A 16,692-nucleotide genomic window follows, 5' to 3' on the forward strand; every position below is an offset into this window, starting at 1 on the left:
TCACTTCCTGAGCGACCGTCCGAACCCCGCGGCCAACGGCATCCGCAGGCCCAGCGGCGGCGGAGCCTGCAACGCGTCCTCCACCGGCCGCGAGAACGCCCGCCCGAACAACGCCCCCAGCACGAAGTCCTCGGTCAGCGCGTGCACTTCCTGCCGGTGCTGGTGCAACCCGTGTCCGTCGGAGTGCACTTCGAACCGGCAGATGTCCCGGTTCGCCTTCTTCGCCCGCGCCGCCAGCCTGAACGACAGTTCGGGATCGGTCCGTTCGTCGTTCGTGCCGTGCACGATCAGCACTCGTCGCCCCGCGAGTTGTTTCACCGGTTCGGGTGGCGCGGCCACATCCTGCTCGGGCAGCCAAGGGCCCAGCGCCACCACGGAGTTGACGGCCTCGTGCCCGGCGGCGCGCAGTGCGGCGCGCCCGCCCATGTCGATCCCGGTGAGGCACACGGGGACGTCCCCGTAGCGTCGTACGACCTCGTCCACCGCCCAGGTGGCGTCGTGCGCGAGATACGCCTCGCTGCCGTTCCAGCCGCGGCAGCGGTAGTGGACGACATGCGCGGCGAGCCCGTCGGTCGCGCCCGCGCGGGCCAGCCGGCGCCCCAACGTCCGTACGGAGGCCGTCGCCATCATGGGGGAGGGCCTACGGCCGGAGGTCTCCTCGCCGCCGGGGAGCAGCAGCACCACGCCGCTCACCGAGGTCGGTTCGGGGCCGAGCGCCCTCCCCAGCCGGGCCGTCCGAACCGGCGTCGCTTGCTGTGCCATGACAGAACAGTGTCAGAAGTGAGCGTGTACGCCACCCTTCCGCGCGGTCACCGTTACGTATCGACGGATTCGTACAACAGGTGATCTACGCGCGTAGGAGTTAGAGTGCGGAAATGACGAGCCAGAACACCCCGAACACCCCGACGCCGGACCAGATCCGCCGGGCGCCGAAGGTTCTGCTGCACGACCACCTCGACGGCGGACTCCGCCCGGGGACGATCGTCGAACTCGCCCGCGACGCCGGGTACACCGGACTCCCCGAGACCGACCCGGACAAGCTCGGCCTGTGGTTCGCCGAGGCCGCCGACTCCGGTTCGCTGGAGCGGTACTTGGAGACCTTCTCGCACACCGTCGCCGTGATGCAGACCCGGGACGCGCTGATCCGGGTCGCCCGCGAGTGCGCCGAGGACCTCGCCGAGGACGGTGTCGTCTACGCCGAGGTGCGGTACGCGCCCGAGCAGCACCTCGATGGCGGGCTCGGCCTCGAAGAGGTCGTCGAGGCCGTCAACGAGGGCTTCCGGCAAGGGGAGTTGCTGGCGCGGGAGAACGGCCGTCGTATCCGCGTCGGCGCCCTGCTCACCGCGATGCGGCACGCGGCCCGCGCCCTGGAGATCGCCGAACTCGCCAACCGCTACCGCGACTTGGGCGTCGTCGGCTTCGACATCGCGGGCGCCGAGGCCGGTTACCCGCCCACCCGGCACCTCGACGCCTTCGAGTATCTGAAGCGCGAGAACAACCACTTCACCATCCACGCGGGCGAGGCCTTCGGGCTGCCGTCGATCTGGCAGGCCCTCCAGTGGTGCGGCGCCGACCGGCTCGGCCACGGGGTGCGCATCATCGACGACATCCAGGTCCAGGACGACGGCTCGGTCCAGCTCGGCCGGCTCGCGTCCTATGTACGGGACAAGCGCATCCCGTTGGAGCTGTGCCCCAGCTCCAACCTCCAGACCGGGGCCGCCGACTCCTACGCCGAGCACCCCATCGGGCTGCTGCGCCGGCTGCACTTCCGGGCGACGGTCAACACCGACAACCGCCTCATGTCGCACACCAGCATGAGCAGCGAATTCGAGCACCTTGTCGAGGCGTTCGGTTATTCGCTCGACGACATGCAGTGGTTCTCCGTCAATGCTATGAAGTCAGCATTCATTCCTTTCGATGAACGACTCGCCATGATCAATGACGTGATCAAGCCCGGATATGCCGAACTCAAATCCGAGTGGCTGTTCCGACAGACGGCTTCCACCAGCGCTTCTGTGCCCGAAGAGGGCTGAAAGAGGCCGACGGGGATACGTGGGATGCGGACGGGCGTTCACAATCCGTCCGCATTTCGATGTTTGCGGCGGATGCCGTCGCGTGTTTACGGTCTTGGACCGCTCACATCCCCGTCATCCCATTCAAGGACGCATTCACCATGAAGCAGTCTGCTGCCAAGACCCTCGGTGTCGCCGCCCTCGGTGCCGCCTTCGCCGCCGTAGGCGCGGGTGCCGCGAGCGCGGCTCCGGCGGTCCCGGACACCACCGAGGCGCTGGGCACCGTGACCCACACGCTGCCCGCGGAGAACGTCACCAAGGCGCTCCCGGGTGCCGGCGAGGCGCTGAGCCAGGCGCAGCCCGCGCTCGCCGGTGGTCTGTCCGCCGTGCAGCCGGCCGCCGAGAAGCTCCTCACCGACGGCCCGACCGCGCCCGTCGCCGGACTGCTGGGCGGCCTGCCGCTGTCGCAGACGGGCCTGCCCACGCACGGCCTGCCGGTCAACGGCATCCCGCTGGGCTGAGCTCACCCCCGAACGCGCCGATGGGGCGCACCCCTTGTCCAGGGGTGCGCCCCATCGGCGTACGCGCGCCAGGCCCTAAGTCTCACCAGGCCTCGGTGCGCACCTTGTCCTCGGACGGGAACAGGATCCACAGCGCGATGTAGAGCAGGAACTGCGGGCCGGGCAGCAGGCACGACAGCAGGAAGATGACCCGCATCGTGGTCGCGGAGGTGCCGAAGCGCCGGGCCAGCGCTGCGCACACTCCGCCGATCATGCGGCCTTGGGTGGGGCGGGCAATGGCGGCCATAGTGGCGCTCCTTTTTGTTGGGTCGTTCGCCTACGGGGGCGCCTCAGCCGGGGTCGGGACGGCGATCGTGCTCGACGCTTCGCGCCTCCGCGCGTTCGCCGTCCCGACCCCGGCGCGCCCCCTTCGGCTCTCTCCCGGCCGACGCGTGGGGACACGAGCCCTTGGTGGGCCCTGGGCGTTCGTTGTGGTGGGCTGGTCTGTTGCCCATCTGCCCTCAACGGTACGGAGCCGGAGACGGCCCGGCGTCGCTCTACGGTGCGATGCCGACCCTGGGAATCGTCGGGGTTCGCCCCTGAGTCGCTTGCTCCTGGAGGACGGCCGGGGGGAGGGGGCCCTCTACCCTGTGGCGGACCCAGGCGCGGGCGGCGGGGACGATCGCGGCATGGGCGAGGGCCACGCCCACCGTGTTCATGAGCAGCGAGTCGATGTCCACGACCTGGCCGGGCACCCCGGTCTGGAGCAGCTCGATGCCCAGCGAGATCAGGGCGCCCGCGGCGACCGTACGGACGAGGGACGCGAGCGGGGAGACATGGAGTCTGCCGCTGACCATCGGGAGCAGGACGCCCAGCGGGGCCAGCAGCGCGAGGCCCTCACCGATCCGCTTCGACGCCTCCGGCCAGCCCATCGCCAGATCGGCCCGGATGCTGGCCAGCGGGTGCAGATTGGGGGGCATCACCCAGGGGACGTCCCTGGGGCGCAGCGTGACCCAGGCGACGAGCACGAGGTGTGCGACGAGGAGGACACCCCCTGTCACACGGATGCGAATCGCGGCACTGCCGCCGATGGAGCCTTGACGCTGCACGCCCCCCAAGACGCGGCCCGCGGCACGATCGGTTCCGGGTTGCCGTCAAGCACCAGGGTGAGGCCTTGGCCACACCCTCTTTTCTGGGCTCACTCGCGGCGTTAACCGCCCGTCACCTCGCTGGAAGGCGGTGCCTTGGTGCCCGGGTCGGAGCGGACTTCGTCCGTGCACGCGTAGCGGCGCAGGGAGGTGGCGTCCGGGCCGCCGAGGATCACGGAGCCGTCGCCCTCGGCCGCGGCCGAGTCGGAGAACGTGCAGACGATCTGGGCGAGCGCGTACGAGGTGAGGTCGGCCGGTGAATTGCTCAGCCGCAGCGCGTCCTTGGGGTCCTTGGCGCGCGGCCCGCTGACCGTCATCCCGCCCCGCACGTCGGTCGTGTACCCGGCGTCCTTCTCACCCGCCGACGGCGACTCGGCGAGCTGGTCCAGCAGCCCCTGCGCCACGATCACCCGCCGCTGCACGTCCGCCGTGCCGTCCGGCACCTGTACGGCCCGGTCGACGGTCACCAGCGACGACCCGCACAGCAGGAACACCTGCACCGGCACCCCGTGTGCGGCCTGCGGCGAGACATCGGGCTCGGTGAGCGTGCAGGGCACTCGGGAGGGCGCGGGCCCGAAGTCGGTCGGCACCTCGGTGGGCCGGATCCCGCACCCGGAGAGCAGCAGGCCGAGCAGCGGCAGAGCCATCAACCGGCGTACCGTCATGAGGGGTTCCCCTTCGAACTGTCCCCTTCGCCCTCGCCCTTGTCGGTCTCCTCCATGAGCGCGGAGGCGTCCCTGGGCAGCCGCAGGGTGAACACCGCGCCGCCCTCGGGGGAGTTGGCGGCGGTGATCCCGCCGCCGTGGATGTGCGCGTTCTCCAGGGCGATGGAGAGGCCGAGGCCGCTGCCCTCGGAGCGGGGCCGGGAGGCGCTCGCCTTGTAGAAGCGGTCGAAGACATGCGGCAGGACGTCCTCGGGGATTCCGGGGCCGTGATCCCGTACCGCGATGACGAGTTGGTCGTCCTCAAGGCGCACCGACACCCGCACCGGCGAGCCGCCGTGCTTGAGGGCGTTGCCGATGAGGTTGGCGAGGATGACGTCGAGGCGGCGCGGATCGAGCCGGGAGTGGATGCCCCGCTCGGCGTCCAGGTCCACGGCGTCCAGCCAGGCACGGGCGTCGATGCACGCGGTGATCTGGTCGGCGAGGTCGACGTCGTCCAGGACGAGCCGGGCGGTGCCCGCGTCGAAGCGGGTGACCTCCATCAGGTTCTCGACGAGGTCACCTAGCCGCTTGGTCTCGCTGACGACAAGCCGTACGGCGGGCTCGATCATCGGGTCCACGCTGCCGGTCTCGGCGTCGAGTTCCTCCTCCAACACCTCCACCACCGCCGTGATGGCGGTCAGCGGAGTGCGCAGCTCATGGGACATGTCGGCGACGAAACGGCGCGAGGCGTCGTCCCGGGCGGCCATGTCGGCGACCCGTTTCTCCAGGGCCTCGGCGGTCTGGTTGAACGTCCTTGACAGCTCGGCGAGTTCATCGGTCCCGGAGACCCTGAGCCGGGTGTCGAGCTTGCCCTCGCCGAGCCGGCGCGCGGCGATGCCGAGCCGGTGCACGGGCTTGAGGACGGTCGTCGCGGCGGCCTGCGCGAGCAGCGCGGAACCGATCAGCGCGAGCCCGGTGGCGATGCCCAGCGACCAGGCGAGGGAGTTGAGATCCTTTGCCTCGGGCTCAAGGGACTTGAGCATGTAGCCGGTCGGACCGCCGCCGATCATCCGGGTCCCGGCCACCAGGAACGGCGTGCCGTGCTCGGTGACCCGCTGCCAGTACAGGTGGTACGGCTCCTTGTTGCCGTCGGTCACCGACTGCTGCTTGTTCACCGCCGTACGCAGCGACTTGGGCACGTCCTCCAGCGAGAAGCCGTTCAGGCCGCCCGAGTTGCCGTAGACCGTCTTGTCGTTCGCGTCCTTGGCGACCAGCAGCACACTGAAGCGCTGGCTGCTGTTGGCCATCTGACCCGCGGTGCGCAGCAGTTCGTCCTGGGTGGGGTGGACGGGCAGGGCGCCGGCGCGGTTCTGCATCTCCTGCTGGAAGTCGCGCAGCACGGCGTCCTGGGCGCGGGTGAGGACGGCCTCGCGGTTGAGCCAGTAGGCGATGCCGGACGCGGACACGGCGGCGGTCAGCGCGACCAGTCCGAAGACGACGACCAGCCTGAGGCGCAGGCTGGTGAACCGCAGCCGCCACAGAACTCCCCTACGACCCGGGCGCCAGCCGCGGATCCCCCCTGGTGCGTCGGTCACTGAGGCGAGTCCAGGCGGTAGCCGACGCCGCGCACGGTACGGATGAGGGTGGGGGAGGAGGGAATGTCCTCGACCTTGGCGCGCAGCCGCTGGACACAGGCGTCCACCAGCCGCGAGTCACCGAGGTAGTCGTGCTCCCACACCAGCCGCAGCAACTGCTGCCGGGACAGGGCCTGTCCGGGCCGCCGGCTCAGTTCGAGCAGCAACCGCAGCTCGGTGGGCGTGAGTTGGAGGTCCTCGCCGTTCTTCGTCACGGTCATGGCCGCGCGGTCGATGACGAGCGAGCCGAAGCTCGCCGCGTCGGTCGACTCACGCTCCCCGCGCCGCAGCACGGCCCGGATCCGGGCGTCAAGGACCCGCCCCTGGATCGGCTTGACCACATAGTCGTCGGCGCCGGACTCCAGTCCGACCACGATGTCGATGTCGTCGCTGCGCGCGGTCAGCAGAATGATCGGCAACTGGTCCGTGCGCCGGATACGGCGGCACACCTCGAAACCGTCGATGCCGGGCAGCATCACATCCAGCACGATCAGGTCCGGCCGCTGCTCACGCAACAGCTTCAGACCGTCCTCGCCGCTGGCAGCGGTGGCCACCCGGTGACCCTGGCGCGTCAGCGAGAGCTCCAGGGCCGTCCGGATGGCGTCGTCGTCCTCGATCAGCAACAGGGAAGGCACGGGGCTCATTCTGGCCCATGGTGGGGTGGGGTTTCGACACCTGTACGGGTACGCGCCCCTGACGATGCCCTAGCGCCGCTCTCTGTGACCGGACTGTCCGGATTCTGAGGGCAGCCGCAGAGACCCACCCCTGTGACAGGTCTGTGACAGTCGGGGGACACGTCCATGAAGTGCCCCGGGCAGGATTCTCGGCACAGGCAAGGAACCACGCCGGAACATCCGAACACCGGGCAAGTCCACTACGGGGGGCGCGAGATGAACACGCTGCACAGCACCAGCAACAACGCAGTCATCACGCGTCTGCACGACGTCACCCGGGGTTCGGAGAAGTCCGGTGCCGTGAGCGGGCGGGGGTGCGCTCGCGGCACCGGGCGTCAGCACACCGGTTACATGACGGTGGTTGACGCGCACACGGGGGAGGCGCACGGGGGGAGTGCGTACAGGGAGGAGACGGGGGAGCGTCGTTCGCTGTCGGAGGCGGAGTTCACCGCCTACGTCCAGGAGCGCCGCGCCTCCCTGTACGCCACCGCGTACCACCTGACCGGCGACCGCTTCGAGGCCGAGGACCTGCTGCAGAGCGCGCTGTTCTCGACGTACAAGGCATGGGACCGGATCAGCGACAAGGCCGCGGTCGGGGGCTACCTCCGCCGCACCATGACGAACCTGCACATCAGCGCGTGGCGCCGCCGCAAGCTGAACGAGTACCCGACCGAGGAACTGCCGGAGACGCCCGGCGACACGGACGCGATGCGCGGCACCGAACTGCGCGCGGTCCTGTGGCAGGCGCTGGCCCGGCTGCCCGAACTCCAGCGCACCATGCTGGTCCTCCGTTACTACGAGGGCCGCACGGACCCGGAGATCGCGGAGATCCTCGACATCAGTGTCGGCACGGTGAAGTCCAGCATCTGGCGGTCGCTCCGCCGGATGCGCGAGGACGAGGCCCTCAGCTTCGGCCGTGACGAGGAGGACGCCTTCGGGGAGCTTGTCGCCTGAGGGTAGGGGGGAGCACAAGGGGCCACGGGGGATCGGTACCGGGGGGTGCCGACGGGGCCACGGGGGGAACACGGGGGAAGTACCACGGGGGAACGGGGGAAGCGGGACTGGAGGGCCGGGGGGTCCGTCCAGTCCCGCTTTTTTCGTTCTACGAAGGGGAAGGCGCCGGAGTCGTGCGGGCCGGGCGCCGTCCGACCGCCGCCGCGGCGAGCCGGCCCAGCGCCTCGTCCTTGTCGCAGGCGTACGCGCCGAGCCCGGTCTGCCGGGCCACGATCGAGCGCTCCAGCCGCATCAGCCGCCAGCCGCGCCGCAGCAGGAACGGCACGGACTTGCGGCCCTCCCGCAGATCCCGCAGGAACCGGCGCCGGAAGGTGCGCACCGGACCCCGGTTCAGGCAGAGCGCGTCCGCGAGGACGCCCAACTCCTGGCAGCGGGTGATGACCTCGGCGGCGAAGATGCCCTCCGCGATGAACAGCGGGGTCCGCCCGACGTCGACCGCCTCCGTGCCCGTACGGGCACTCAGCGAGATGTCGTAGACCGGCACGTCCGTACGACCCGTGCGGCACAGCTCGACGATCGCGGTGACCGCCACGTCCGCGTCCCAGGAGTCGGGGTGGTCCCAGTCGATGTCCGAACTCCCCGCCACCAGCGGCAGCGTGGGGTCGTCGCCCTCCTTGTAGAAGTCGTCGAGCCGCAGCACGGGCAGACCGGAGCGGGCCGAGACGAGGGACTTGCCGGAACCCGAGGGGCCGCACAGCAGCACGACACGGGCCGGTGACGGGGAAAGGATGCTCACGGGACACCAGTTTGACGTATTCCGTACGTACTGCCGACCCCGCGGGTCGGCATTGGAACGCGCATCACACGTCAACTACCCTTCGTGCTGACCTGATTACCCTGCGCACCAGAAGGTGGCACCAGCAATGGCACGACACACGTCCCCCCAGCACCCGACCGCCCAGCGCGCCCTGGTCGCCCTCGCGACGGCCGGAGTCGCCCTGGGCGCGGGCGCGGCGACGGCCGCCGCGGACACCGACCCGGTGGTGGACGTGATGCGGACGCGCCCCACCTCGCTCGGCAACATCGACCCCCAGGCCGGCCTCCAGGCCACCACCGGCATCGTCGGCTACGTCACCGGCCCGATCACCGGCCTCAAGCCCAACCCCCTCGCCGGCACCGGCGTCGACCCCCTCGACAACGGCGTCGCCACGCAGCTCGCCGACTTCCAGCCGCTGGCCTCCCGGGCGCTGACCGGCCCGGTGGCGGAGGCGCAGTCGATCGGGAGCATTCCGGTGCTCGGGCAGGTGACGGGACTTCTGAACCACTGAGCACGCGAACACGGCAGAGAGCCGCGCCTTCCCCGGACGGGGGGAAAGCGCGGCTCTCCGGTCTCGGCGGCCGTCAGTACGACGAGCCCGACGCCCCCAGCGAACCCGTCGGATGCCAGACCGTCTTCGTCTCCAGGAAGGCCGTCAGGCGCTCGGTCCCCGGAGTCTCCGCGTAATCCACAGCCTGTGGACGAAGAACGCGCTTCAGGTTGTCCGCCGCCGCGATCTCCAGCTCCTTCGCGAGGACGTCGTCCGCGCCCGCGAGGTCGATCGCGTTGACGTCCTGGTGCGCGGCGAGGGGAGCCGCGATCTCCGCTGTCTTTCCGGACAGCACGTTGACGACACCGCCCGGCAGGTCGGAGGTGGCCAGCACCTCGCCCAACGACAGTGCGGGGAGCGGGGACTTCTCGCTCGCGACCACGATCGCCGTGTTGCCGGTCGCGATCACCGGGGCGACGACCGAGACCAGGCCCAGGAACGACGACTCCTGGGGCGCCAGGACGGTGACGACACCGGTCGGCTCGGGGGAGGAGAGGTTGAAGAACGGCCCCGCCACCGGGTTGCCGCCGCCGACCACCTGCGCGATCTTGTCGGTCCAGCCCGCGTACCAGACCCAGCGGTCGATCGCCGCGTCCACGACCGCGGCCGCCTTCGACTTCGACAGGCCTTCCGCGTCCGCGACCTCGCGCACGAACTGGTCCTTGCGGCCCTCCAGCATCTCGGCGACGCGGTAGAGGATCTGGCCCCGGTTGTACGCCGTCGCCCCGGACCAGCCGCCGAACGCCTTGCGGGCCGCCACTACGGCGTCACGGGCGTCCTTACGGGACGAAAGGGGCGCGTTCGCAAGCCACTTGCCCTTTGAGTCGGTCACCTCGTACACCCGGCCGCTCTCGGAACGCGGGAACTTCCCGCCGACGTACAGCTTGTAGGTCTTGAAGACGCTGAGACGTTCGTTGTTGCGATCAACTGTGCTCATTTATCGCTCGCCCTTCGGGCTCGACGGGGCGAGGTACGCCTCCAGGCCGTGGCGAACGCCCTCGCGGCCGAAGCCCGACTCCTTGTAACCGCCGAACGGCGAGGTCGGGTCGAACTTGTTGAACGTGTTGGACCAGATGACGCCCGCGCGGAGCTTGCTCGCGACGGCGAGGATGCGGGAGCCCTTCTCGGTCCAGATGCCGGCGGAGAGGCCGTACTGGCTGTTGTTGGCCTTCGCGACCGCCTCCTCGGGCGTGCGGAAGGTGAGGACGGAGAGGACCGGGCCGAAGATCTCGTCCCGCGCGATGGTGTGCGCCTGGGTGACGTTCGTGAAGAGCGTCGGGGCGAACCAGTAGCCGGAGGACGGGAGTTCACAGGCCGGGGACCAGCGCTCGGCGCCCTCCGCCTCGCCCTGCTCGACGAGCGAGGTGATGCGGGAGAGCTGCTCGGCGGAGTTGATCGCGCCGATGTCCGTGTTCTTGTCGAGCGGGTCGCCGAGGCGGAGGGTGGAGAGCCTGCGCTTCAGCGAGTCCATCAACTCGTCCTGGATCGACTCCTGTACGAGCAGTCGGCTGCCCGCGCAGCAGACCTGGCCCTGGTTGAAGAAGATGCCGGTGACGATGCCCTCGACGGCCTGGTCGATCGGGGCGTCGTCGAAGACGATGTTCGCGCCCTTGCCGCCGAGTTCGAGGGTGACCTTCTTCCGGGTGCCCGCGACCGTGCGCGCGATCTCCTTGCCGACGGCCGTGGAGCCGGTGAAGGCGACCTTGTTCACGTCCGGGTGCGCGACGAGCGCGGCGCCCGAATCGCCGTATCCGGGAAGGATGTTGACGACACCCTTGGGCAGGCCCGCCTGGCGGCAGATGTCCGCGAAGAAGAGCGCGGAGAGGGGGGTTGTCTCGGCCGGCTTCAGGACGACAGTGTTGCCGGTCGCCAGTGCCGGGGCGATCTTCCAGGCCAGCATCAGCAGTGGGAAGTTCCAGGGGATGACCTGGCCCGCTACACCGAGAGGTCGGGGGTTCGCGCCGAAGCCGGCGTGGTCCAGCTTGTCGGCCCAGCCCGCGTAGTAGAAGAAGTGCGCGGCTACGAGGGGGAGGTCGGCGTCCCTCGTCTCCTTGATCGGCTTGCCGTTGTCCAGGGTCTCCAGGACCGCCAGTTCGCGGCTGCGCTCCTGGATGATCCGGGCGATGCGGAACAGGTACTTGGCGCGCTCGGAGCCGGGCAGCGCCGACCACTTCTCGAAGGCCTTGCGGGCCGCCTTCACCGCGCGGTCGACGTCCGCCTCGCCCGCCTGGGCGATCTCGGAGAGGACCTCCTCGGTGGAGGGGGAGACGGTCTTGAAGACCTTGCCGTCGGCGGCCTCGGTGAACTCGCCGTCGATGAACAGGCCGTAGGAGGGCGCGATGTCGACGACCGAGCGGGACTCGGGCGCCGGCGCGTAGTCAAAGGTAGCCATGATGGATCAGTCCACCGTCACGTAGTCGGGGCCGGAGTAGCGGCCGGTGGCCAGCTTCTGGCGCTGCATCAGCAGGTCGTTCAGCAGCGAGGACGCGCCGAAGCGGAACCAGTGGTTGTCCAGCCAGTCCTCGCCCGCCGTCTCGTTGACGATGACCAGGAACTTGATCGCGTCCTTGGAGGTGCGGATACCGCCCGCGGGCTTCACGCCGACCTGGACGCCGGTCTGGGCGCGGAAGTCGCGCACCGCCTCCAGCATCAACAGGGTGTTCGCGGGCGTGGCGTTGACGGCGACCTTGCCCGTCGACGTCTTGATGAAGTCCGCGCCGGCCAGCATGCCGAGCCAGGAGGCGCGGCGGATGTTGTCGTACGTCGACAGCTCACCGGTCTCGAAGATGACCTTCAGACGGGCGGCGCCCGAGGCCTCCTTCACGGCGACGATCTCGTCGTACACCTTCATGTAGTTGCCCGCGAGGAACGCCCCGCGGTCGATGACCATGTCGATCTCGTCGGCGCCCGCGGCGACCGCGTCACGCACGTCGGCCAGCTTCACGTCGAGCGCGGCACGGCCGGCCGGGAACGCGGTGGCGACGGAGGCGACCTTCACGGAGGAACCGGCGACGGCCTCCTTGGCGGTGGCCACCATGTCGGGATAGACGCAGACGGCCGCCGTCGCGGGGGTCGTGCGGTCGGTCGGGTCCGGGTGGACGGCCTTGGCGCCGAGCGCCCGGACCTTCCCCGGGGTGTCCGCGCCTTCCAGCGTCGTCAGGTCGACCATCGAGATGGCGAGGTCGATGGCGTACGCCTTCGCGGTGGTCTTGATGGAACGGGTGCCGAGCGAGGCGGCGCGCGCCTCCAGGCCGACCGCGTCGACGCCGGGCAGCCCGTGGAGGAAGCGGCGCAGCGTGCTGTCGGACGCGGTGACGTCGCCGAGAGCGGGTGCTGTGGGTGCAGTGGTGGGCATGGTCACCAGACGAGCATATCTACGCGCGTAGCGGCTGTACACCCCGGGGAGCAGTCCGCGCGCTTCCCAGGTCCCCGGCGGTGACCGGGCGACCCCCTGAGGCAGAATCGGCACCATGACGATCCCGCAGCCCGAGTCCAAAGACCGCGTCTACCGGTCCCCGATGGGCCTCATCGGCGGCGTCCTGCTGCTGGGCATCGCGCTCTGGCTCGGCATCGACGCGATCGCGTCGGGCAGCGGCCGCACCCCGTGGCTCGCGCTCGCCGGTCTGATCCTCGTCGTACCGGCGATCTCGGCGTTCACGCTCCGCCCGGCGGTGTACGCCAACCAGGACCGGCTGCGGGTCCGTAACCCCTTCCGGGTCGTCGTGCTGCCGTGGGGCGAGATCGCCTCGCTGCGGTCCGGGTTCTCGAACGAGGCCGTGGCCAAGTCCGGCGCCAAGTTCCAGCTCTGGGCGGTCCCCGTCTCGCTGCGCGCCCGCAAGAAGGCGGCGCGGCGCGAGGCGCGGACCGCGGCGGAGGCGGCGGGCGGGCAGCGCGGCAGGTCCGGAGGGTTCGGCGGGTTCGGCGGGTTCGGTGGCGGTATGGGCGGCGGTGGCGTCGCGCCGGGCGGGTCCACGCGGCCGGAGTCCGACCAGATCATGACCGATCTGCGCGAGCTGCTGGAGAACCGGGAGCAGGCGGAGTCGGCGCAGGGCGAGGTCACGGTGCGCTGGGCGTACGAGCTGATCGCGCCGGCGGTCGCGGGGGCTGTGTTGCTGGCGATCCTGCTGGCTACGGGCTGATCGGCGCCCGCGCCGCTCTCACAGCCTTCTGGGTCATGATCCGACCCGAACCCGGCCGCGAGGTCGGTCCCGGGGGCGAAGCCGAGGTCCGTCACCACGCCTGTGTCACCACGCCTGTGTCACCACGCCTGTGGTCAGAGACTCTGGGAAGTCATGAGCACGATCATCCAGCAGCCGGTACGGCTGCCGTCCGCCGCGATACCCGACGGGTGCGCGGGCTGGGACGAGGAGCACACGCGCGCGTGGGCCGAGGCGGCGGTGCCGTGGTGGGTGCCGGTCCGGCCTCGGCGGTGGACCCTCGAACTGGCCGTCTGGTGCGCCCTGTTGGTCGTCCCCGCTGTGCTGACGACGACGGACCTGCCCCCGGAACTGATCGCGCTGCTGCCGCTCCAGGTCGTCTGGTGGCTGTGGCGCCCCGAGCTCGTACGGTTCTCCGCCCCCGTCCTGATCGTGGTGGTGGCGGTACGCGGGCCCGGGCTGTCGTGGCCGGTCCTGGTCTGCGCCGCCCTGTTGGTCCTGGCCCCCGTGACGGCCACCGAACTACGGGCACGCGCGCGTGCCCGCCAGCGGCACAGCGCCCTGGCGGCGGCCGACGGGGTCACGGCCCCACTGCCGGACGCGGACAGTCCGGTACGGCGGGGCGGGCTTCTCCTCCGGCTCGGGGCCGTTCTGGCCGTCCCCGGTGTCGTCCTGCTCTGCACCTCCGGCCTGTGGGCGGACGAGCGCCAGGAGGCGGTCGCCATGGGCCTGTTCCTGGCCGGGCTGGCGCTCACCCTGATCCTCTCCGGAGCCCTCGGCCGGCGCCGGGCCGTCGCGCTGCGCAAGGCACCCGCGCCCGTACTCCGCGTCCTCGTCGGCAAGGACGACCACGAGGACGCCGTGGTTTACGCCACGGACGACACGGCGGCGCTACGACCGCTGTTCACGGTCGCGACAAGGGGGGTAGCCGACGACAAGGGGGAGGGCGACGACGACACGGACGCGGCGGAACTGGAGGAACTCCTCGACGCGCCCGCGACCGGTGCCCGCGCTCCCCTGCGGGAGGCCGTCCTTTACGGCACGCCCTGCGACGGCGCCGAGATCCTGCTGCTCAGCGCGGCGGTTGAGCCCGGCGAGCCGCCGGTGACGGAGTGGTCGACCGGGCCCGTACGGCCAGTGTCCGAGCACGGCCTGCGGCGGCGGCTCGCCCGGCAGAAGCGGGCGGCGGAGCGGGCGGCGCGGGCGGACGCGGAGCACCAGGAACTGGTCGAGGCCGCGCGGGAGTTGGCGCCCGTGCCGGTACGGCGCTGGCGGGCGGGGCCGGTGGACTGGCTGTCGACCTTCCTGATGGTGCAGTGGGCTGTCTGGTTCTTCCTGGCCGGGATCGACGACGATCTCTGGGATCGGACCCTGCTGCTTCTCATCGGCCTGGCGGGAGCCGCCGCCGTCCCCGTCAAGCTGTGCTGGCGCCTCACCGCCGACCGCACCGGGCTCTGGCTGAACGGTCTGCGCCGGCCGCGCCACGTGCCCTGGGAGGATGTGCGCTCGGTTCGCAACGAGTGGATCGAACTCAAGCTCCGGTGGCGCGGCGGCGACTCCTGGGAGGTCCGGGCGCCCCGCTGGGCCTGGCTGCAACGCAGGCGCGGACTGACCCACCCCTACGACGCCCTCGCCGCCGAACTCTCCGCGATGATCGACGATCCCGCCCTGCGCCCCACGGGTGAGAGCGGCGAGCGGGAGCGCGGGCGTCCGCTGTGGCCGTTTGCCGCGGTCCTCGGTATCGCCTGGATCGCGCTGCTCGTCACCCGGTGGCTGTCCTGACCGCGGTCGCGGGGCGAGCGCTTTCTCTGTGCCTGTCCTGCCGGTGGGACCGGGTCTTGCGTGGGACCGGGCACAGGGTTCAGCCACCTGGTGCGTGACTGAACCCCGCGTGCGCCCCAACTCCCGGTGAACCGGGGCCTGTTCCGCTCAGATACCGGCCGCCGCCGACAGGTCCCGCTTGATCGTCGCGAGGGTGTCGGCCGCCCGCGCCCGGGCCGCCGGGAGGTCGGCGTGCGTGGCGACGGGGACCACGACCTCCAGGTAGCACTTCAGTTTGGGCTCGGTGCCGCTGGGCCGGACGATGACGCGGGCGCCGTCGAGCGTGTAGCGCAGGCCGTCCGTGGGCGGGAGCGCGTCGGTGCCCTCGGTGAGGTCCTCGGCCTTCGTCACCCGCAGGCCCGCGAGCCGCGTCGGCGGCCGCTCGCGCAACCGCCGCATGGCGTCCGCGATGACGGTCAAGTCCTCGACGCGCACGGAGAGTTGATCGGTGGCGTGCAGACCGTGTGCTACGGCGAGATCGTCGAGGAGGTCGAGGAGATCGCGGCCCTCCTCCTTCAGCTCCGACGCCAGCTCGGTGATCAGCAGGGCCGCCGTGATGCCGTCCTTGTCGCGGACGCCGTCCGGGTCGACGCAGTACCCGAGGGCTTCCTCGTAGCCGTAGCGAAGCCCCTCCACACGGGCGATCCACTTGAAGCCGGTGAGGGTCTCCTCGTAGGGCAGGCCCGCCTTCTCGGCGATGCGGCCGAGAAGGGACGAGGAGACGATCGACTCGGCGAAGGTGCCCCGGGCGCCGCGCCGCACGAGGTGCGCGGCGAGCAGGGAGCCGACCTCGTCGCCGCGCAGCATGCGCCAGTCCCCGTCCGCCTTTACGGCGGCGGCGCAGCGATCGGCGTCCGGGTCGTTGGCGATGATCAGGTCCGGGTCGGTGGCGCGGGCCCGGGCGAAGGCGAGGTCCATCGCGCCGGGCTCCTCCGGGTTGGGGAACGCGACGGTCGGGAAGTCCGGGTCGGGCTCGGCCTGTTCGGCGACGAGCACCGGCTCCGGGAAGCCGGCGCGGGCGAACGCGGCCAGCAGGACGTCCTTGCCGACGCCGTGCATCGCCGTGTAGACGGTGCGGGCGGTGCGCGGGGAGCCGGCGGCGAGGACGGCGTCCGTGCGGGCGAGGTAGGCGTCCAGGACAGCCTCGTCGAGGATCTCCCAGCCGGTGTCCGGGCGCGGCACGTCGTGCAGGGAGGCGACGGCGTCGATCTCGGCGGCGATCTCCGCGTCGGCAGGGGGCACGATCTGGGAGCCGTCGCCGAGGTAGACCTTGTAGCCGTTGTCCCGGGGCGGGTTGTGGCTGGCGGTGACCTCCACGCCCGCGACGGCGCCGAGATGCCGTATGGCGAAGGCGAGGACGGGGGTGGGGAGCGGGCGGGGCAGTACGGCCGCCCTGAGGCCCGCGCCGGTCATCACGGCGGCGGTGTCGCGGGCGAAGTCGGCCGACTTGTGCCGGGCGTCGTAGCCGATGACGACGAGTCCGCCGGTGTCGCCGTTCTTCTTCAGGTACGCGGCGAGACCGGCGGCGGCCCGGATGACGACCGCGCGGTTCATCCGCATGGGTCCGGCGCCGAGTTCGCCCCGCAGACCGGCGGTGCCGAACTGGAGGGTGCCGCTGAAGCGCTCCGCGAGTTCCGTGACGTCCCCGCCGTCGATGAGCTTCCCCAGCTCCTCACGGGTGTCGGCGTCGGGGTCCTCGGCGAGCCAGGTCCTGGCCCGCGCGATGAGATCGTCGTCGTGCACGTCCGGTCAACCTCTCCTGTTGTCCTTGCGTTTCGGGG

17 protein-coding genes are annotated in these 16,692 nt (G+C 70.9%); 6 read left to right on the plus strand and 11 right to left on the minus strand.

The genetic code is table 11. The features are described 5' to 3' along the window. Complete coding sequence (locus ABZT04_RS05910; RefSeq protein ID WP_356053390.1) at positions 1–762, minus strand: prolyl oligopeptidase family serine peptidase; 762 nt, start codon at positions 760–762, stop codon at positions 1–3. Positions 763–875: 113 nt separating this feature from the next. Here ABZT04_RS05910 and ABZT04_RS05915 point away from each other — a divergent pair, with 113 nt between their 5' ends. Beyond that, on the plus strand, positions 876–2,033 hold the full coding sequence (locus tag ABZT04_RS05915; RefSeq protein WP_356053393.1) for an adenosine deaminase: 1,158 nt from the start codon (positions 876–878) through the stop codon (positions 2,031–2,033). A 140-nt stretch (positions 2,034–2,173) separates the two neighbouring features. Next, positions 2,174–2,533 carry an ATP-binding protein gene (locus ABZT04_RS05920; protein ID WP_356053395.1) on the plus strand — a complete coding sequence of 120 codons (360 nt, stop codon included), beginning with the start codon at positions 2,174–2,176 and terminating at the stop codon, positions 2,531–2,533. A gap of 82 nt (positions 2,534–2,615) precedes the next feature. Here the strand turns inward: ABZT04_RS05920 and ABZT04_RS05925 are convergent, their stop codons facing one another. The 5 genes from ABZT04_RS05925 to afsQ1 form a co-directional block, all read right to left on the minus strand. After that, the gene (locus ABZT04_RS05925) at positions 2,616–2,819 is read right to left on the minus strand and encodes a PspC domain-containing protein (RefSeq protein WP_019055767.1); all 204 of its coding nucleotides are present in this window, start codon (positions 2,817–2,819) and stop codon (positions 2,616–2,618) included. Positions 2,820–3,069: 250 nt separating this feature from the next. Beyond that, positions 3,070–3,621: a VanZ family protein gene (locus ABZT04_RS05930; RefSeq protein ID WP_356053397.1), complete on the minus strand. Its 552-nt coding sequence runs from the start codon at positions 3,619–3,621 to the stop codon at positions 3,070–3,072. Positions 3,622–3,722: 101 nt separating this feature from the next. Continuing rightward, positions 3,723–4,325 carry a hypothetical protein gene (locus ABZT04_RS05935; protein WP_356053399.1) on the minus strand — a complete coding sequence of 201 codons (603 nt, stop codon included), beginning with the start codon at positions 4,323–4,325 and terminating at the stop codon, positions 3,723–3,725. Then, positions 4,322–5,878 (minus strand): HAMP domain-containing sensor histidine kinase, encoded by a 1,557-nt coding sequence (locus ABZT04_RS05940; RefSeq protein WP_356053834.1) that lies wholly within the window; start codon positions 5,876–5,878, stop codon positions 4,322–4,324. Before ABZT04_RS05940 ends, ABZT04_RS05935 begins: the two co-directional genes overlap by 4 nt. A 17-nt stretch (positions 5,879–5,895) precedes the next feature. Continuing rightward, positions 5,896–6,573, minus strand: a complete 678-nt coding sequence (afsQ1, locus tag ABZT04_RS05945; protein ID WP_355903678.1) for a two-component system response regulator AfsQ1 — start codon at positions 6,571–6,573, stop codon at positions 5,896–5,898. A gap of 255 nt (positions 6,574–6,828) precedes the next feature. On the opposite strand from afsQ1, the gene ABZT04_RS05950 reads away from it, so the two are divergent. Then, entirely contained in the window at positions 6,829–7,566 is a 738-nt protein-coding gene (locus tag ABZT04_RS05950; protein ID WP_356053401.1) for a SigE family RNA polymerase sigma factor, read from the plus strand. Between the two features lie 148 nt (positions 7,567–7,714). Here ABZT04_RS05950 and ABZT04_RS05955 read toward each other — a convergent pair whose 3' ends face one another. Beyond that, the gene (locus ABZT04_RS05955; RefSeq protein ID WP_356053403.1) at positions 7,715–8,362 is read right to left on the minus strand and encodes a uridine kinase; all 648 of its coding nucleotides are present in this window, start codon (positions 8,360–8,362) and stop codon (positions 7,715–7,717) included. A gap of 127 nt (positions 8,363–8,489) precedes the next feature. Here ABZT04_RS05955 and ABZT04_RS05960 point away from each other — a divergent pair, with 127 nt between their 5' ends. Next, on the plus strand, positions 8,490–8,894 hold the full coding sequence (locus ABZT04_RS05960; protein ID WP_356053405.1) for a hypothetical protein: 405 nt from the start codon (positions 8,490–8,492) through the stop codon (positions 8,892–8,894). Between the two features lie 73 nt (positions 8,895–8,967). Here the strand turns inward: ABZT04_RS05960 and ABZT04_RS05965 are convergent, their stop codons facing one another. The 3 genes from ABZT04_RS05965 to deoC are packed head-to-tail and all read right to left on the minus strand — an operon-like array spanning position 8,968 to position 12,288. Next, a complete protein-coding gene (locus ABZT04_RS05965) occupies positions 8,968–9,870 on the minus strand; it encodes an aldehyde dehydrogenase family protein (protein ID WP_356053407.1) in 903 nt (300 codons plus the stop codon). Continuing rightward, positions 9,871–11,328: an aldehyde dehydrogenase family protein gene (locus ABZT04_RS05970; protein WP_356053836.1), complete on the minus strand. Its 1,458-nt coding sequence runs from the start codon at positions 11,326–11,328 to the stop codon at positions 9,871–9,873. Positions 11,329–11,331: 3 nt separating this feature from the next. Then, positions 11,332–12,288, minus strand: coding sequence for a deoxyribose-phosphate aldolase (deoC, locus tag ABZT04_RS05975; protein ID WP_356053838.1), 957 nt, complete (start codon positions 12,286–12,288; stop codon positions 11,332–11,334). A 115-nt stretch (positions 12,289–12,403) separates the two neighbouring features. On the opposite strand from deoC, the gene ABZT04_RS05980 reads away from it, so the two are divergent. Together ABZT04_RS05980 and ABZT04_RS05985 are read left to right on the plus strand one after the other, a co-directional pair. Continuing rightward, positions 12,404–13,072, plus strand: a complete 669-nt coding sequence (locus ABZT04_RS05980) for a PH domain-containing protein (protein ID WP_356053409.1) — start codon at positions 12,404–12,406, stop codon at positions 13,070–13,072. Between the two features lie 153 nt (positions 13,073–13,225). Then, a complete protein-coding gene (locus tag ABZT04_RS05985; protein ID WP_356053411.1) occupies positions 13,226–14,872 on the plus strand; it encodes a hypothetical protein in 1,647 nt (548 codons plus the stop codon). 147 nt (positions 14,873–15,019) lie between these two features. On the opposite strand, the gene ABZT04_RS05990 is transcribed toward ABZT04_RS05985, so the two are convergent. Beyond that, a complete protein-coding gene (locus tag ABZT04_RS05990) occupies positions 15,020–16,654 on the minus strand; it encodes a phospho-sugar mutase (RefSeq protein WP_356053413.1) in 1,635 nt (544 codons plus the stop codon). Positions 16,655–16,692: the final 38 nt, after the last annotated feature.

The organism is Streptomyces sp. NPDC005492, from assembly GCF_040605995.1.
In the GTDB taxonomy this organism is placed as follows: Bacteria; Actinomycetota; Actinomycetes; order Streptomycetales; family Streptomycetaceae; genus Streptomyces.